2 protein-coding genes are annotated in these 3,516 nt (G+C 38.0%); both read right to left on the reverse strand.

From position 1 onward, the window contains the following. Positions 1 to 258: 258 nt before the first annotated feature. Positions 259 to 1,872 (reverse strand): HsdM family class I SAM-dependent methyltransferase, encoded by a 1,614-nt coding sequence (locus tag IM477_RS18495; RefSeq protein ID WP_287732989.1) that lies wholly within the window; start codon positions 1,870 to 1,872, stop codon positions 259 to 261. A 301-nt stretch (positions 1,873 to 2,173) separates the two neighbouring features. Then, positions 2,174 to 3,310, reverse strand: coding sequence for a hypothetical protein (locus IM477_RS18500; RefSeq protein WP_287732990.1), 1,137 nt, complete (start codon positions 3,308 to 3,310; stop codon positions 2,174 to 2,176). Between the last annotated feature and the right edge of the window lie 206 nt (positions 3,311 to 3,516).

Below are 3,516 nucleotides of genomic sequence, written 5' to 3' on the forward strand. Positions count from 1 at the left end.
AAACCGCCGACACCATCGGTCAAAGCATGGGGGCATCGCGGCTGGGGTTGTCTCTTTCATCGCCGATTTTTCAACGTAAAGTGCTTATTCTATAACGATTATACTCTATTATACTCTTTTTGAGCGTTTAAGTCCCACTATCACCGATTAACTCTCGGCAGTTGGTGTGCAGAGGCGTTGTTAGCTGGCAATCACTTGCTTCAATGAATGAGCAGGGTGCGTTCCCCAAAATCTATCGGTGCAGCAGTAGGAGCCAGATTAGGGAACGCACCCTGCCTCGATAGCGATCGCACTATGGAGCGCATCGGAATTGCCGTCCGGTGCAGCGCATTGTTGGGAGTCCATAAGTCTTTTGATCAGAGCATTACTCATGAGAATTGCTTTTTGGTGATCATTTTGTGCAATACTAATTACTTCTTCAGCATCTTCATCACTGATCATTTCAAATTGTTTCTGGCTTGGACATAAGCTATCATTCAAATCCCTTGGTTCAAACTTGTCTAATTCATCACCATAACTTCGTTTATTGATTTTTATTATTTCCTGTCCAATATCACTCAGTAAATACACGAACAATTTATTAATAAATTGTTGTCCGAATTTATTTGGATAAAAGGAATGAAAGCAGGTAAAATTTATTGCTGTTGTGAAATTGCGTATTACTTTTAACCTGCCCCTGCTAAAGACGCCGAATAAAATTGGAGCCGGTTTTCTCTTTTCAATTTTGTACCAGGTGTTCCTTGTTTTTGTAAGATACCTCCCATGGTATCCCAATTTTTCGCCTTCTTTTATGTAATTTCGTATTTCAGAGTTGTCGTGATCTTTTACATCTAAACAATGGACTGGCTTATCCTCATTGTATAGTATATTAAAATCATGCTCAGTAAATACTGCTTTGCGGATTTGAGAGCTTTTTGTAATACACTTACAAATATTGTTATCACTCAACTTCCGTTGCTCAATTTTTGATTTTTTTAACGCAAAAAATTCATTTGCGCCAGTAGCAATACCTCTCGTAAACGTACCGTATAGGGACAACTTACAGAAGCCATTTGTAGATACTTGTTCAGTGAACAATGATGAAATAATAGGTGTCCACTTTTTGTTGTATGGTAAATTCGATGGTTCGATTTCCCACTGATAGAATTTACTAATATCAGATATTTTATCTATTTCATCACTTTTTTTAATCTGTAAAATTTTAATGGTTTCTTTTTTTCCGTCATTTTTACAAAGAAGCACACAAACGGTTGTCGTTGCATCTGGGAAAATTTCTTTTTCATTGGCAAAGATTATTATTTGCTTCAATAAATGATTTTCAAGGAGACTTTTTTTGATTTCTTTTCCGTAGCCAGTATTAAAAAATTCAAAAGGCATAATATACGCCAAGTTACCATTGATTTTAAGTTCTCTTAAAGACTTGACAAGGAATAGGGAAGAGATATTAGAGTAACCGATAAGTTTCTTACCTATTTTTTCTTCAATTTTTGGTAATATATCATGACGCTTAAGAAATTTCTGAAATCGCATATATGGTGGATTACAAATGATACCGTCAAATTTTTCAGTTTCAGCTTCGAGGTAATCACTATTGATAACTCTCAAATAAGGACTGTCACCCTTAGGATTAAGAAACTCAAATATATTTCTATCAATCTCATATCCAATGAAATGTACTTGATTACCTGAAGGTGTTTTTATTGCTTCATCATAAAAAACGCCTAAGCCAAACGCTGGGTCTAATACTGTTTCTGGATTATCTTTCAAAACCCACTGTACCATGAGGCGAGCAACGCACATAGGTGTAAAAAACTGACCGTAATCCTTCCTATGATTAAGTGGAGTTTCAGCTATATATTTTAACTCACGCATTAATAACATCCCTTAGAAATATTTGGTTATCAAGGTATCCCTTGCCGCCTGCAAAAGTCACATAAAAAAGCAGACATCCTCAGTTTCACCTTGAGAATGTGCTCCGGGAAAACCAGGGACATAACCCACATAAAGATTAGTATCAAAATCTTTTGGTTCTTCGGTTTTTGTTATGCAATGGACGGGGGTTATAAGGGATGGAACCCTTATATAGAAAGGCATTTGGCGATTTTTGTCAATTATTTTTGATCTAGAGCGAACTAATCAATTAAGTCTCTTGCCAGATAAGGATTTAGTCGATTTATGCCCCCCTATCGAACCATACTAAGTAACGAAGAACCGTGATCGCTGGCTGAAATTGGGGGTCTTTTTGAGGAATATTTGGCATCAATTTACTAAAGTCAATGGGATTACCGCTAAAAATTCCTTTCTCACCGTAAAATGACCTTAGCATCTCTGCAACAATACGCGCTTTGGCAATATACTTTCCATAACTTTCGGGTTGAATATTAGGGTATTGAGAAATTAAGTCTGTTTCTTCCGTCCGTAATTCATCGATTTTTTGGTTGAGTTCTTCGTAAGAATTTGGATCTGTAACTTTCCCTCCTAGATAGACAACGTTGCTCAGTCCAAGAATAGAAAGAAAGTTTTGCGGTAAAGTAAATGTCGCCAAATCTGAACCAATACCGACCAATAATTCAGCAGCTACCAACAAGCTAAAACCTAGTAGTTGAAAGCTGTAAACATCAAATGATCCACCACTTTTTATTAAGTCGCTCCATTTTGCATCTTCTAATTCTGGTTTTTTCTCGTAACCTTTTTCACCAATGGTCAGCCATTCATGATTTCGCAACCAGGTCCAATTAGAGAATGTCAGTCGTTTGCTTCCCAATGCTATCACCTTGGAACCAGTTGTGCCAACAGCGCTGATACCTAGTAGTAAAAGAAGGTCATCTGATAGCCCACTCAGTACTCCACTACTGGCCAGAGTGTATAGAAGTCGCAATAGCACCACTAAGGTGAAACCAAAAATTTGAAAATTAGAAAGACTAGCTTTACCAAACTGTCCTGCTGTCAAAGCTACAGGCTTAATCCATAATGCAGTAAAATTATAGGCGTTATCCCAACTTACCCACCAGACAGTAATTGAATAGAAAACCAAAACACCCCCTAATGCTATTGCCAAGGCCTGGCCAGAGAACTTCGCAGGAGTCCCAGATTGAGTTTGAGAGGAAGGTGTTGCAGCAGCAGTCGGGGAGGGGATTTGAGGGGAAGATGTTGTAGCAGCAGTTTGAGAGGGAGTTTGAGAGGAAGGTGTTGCAGCAGCAGTCGGGGATGGGATTTGAGCTAAGACACTGTTAACTAATCCATAAGCAAAAGTCACAAGAACAGTAGTTAATAATGCAGTAAGCATCCATTTAACAATTGATTTTTTCATTGTCATTCACCTCTTTTTCGGAGCTAAAACTGGATCGATGTATGGGGTTTTAGGTTCAATGATGCCGGGAGCATCTCACCTTTGCAATAAGTAGAAATGCTTAATGAGATCAATAAAAAAGTTAAAAAAGGCAACCATTTAGATAAGCACAGCGATGACGAAGGACTTGCGGTACATTACAAGATTGCCAACTTGCACCAGTAATT

Origin of the sequence: Microcystis sp. M090S1 (genome assembly GCF_020246295.1) — a bacterium.
Taxonomy (GTDB): Bacteria; Cyanobacteriota; Cyanobacteriia; order Cyanobacteriales; family Microcystaceae; genus Microcystis; species Microcystis aeruginosa.

Coding starts and splice junctions, on each gene's coding strand:
- IM477_RS18495 (WP_287732989.1), bottom strand. CDS start 1,872: ATGCGTGAGTTAAAATATATAGCTGAAACTCCACTTAATCATAGGAAG.
- IM477_RS18500 (WP_287732990.1), bottom strand. CDS start 3,310: ATGAAAAAATCAATTGTTAAATGGATGCTTACTGCATTATTAACTACT.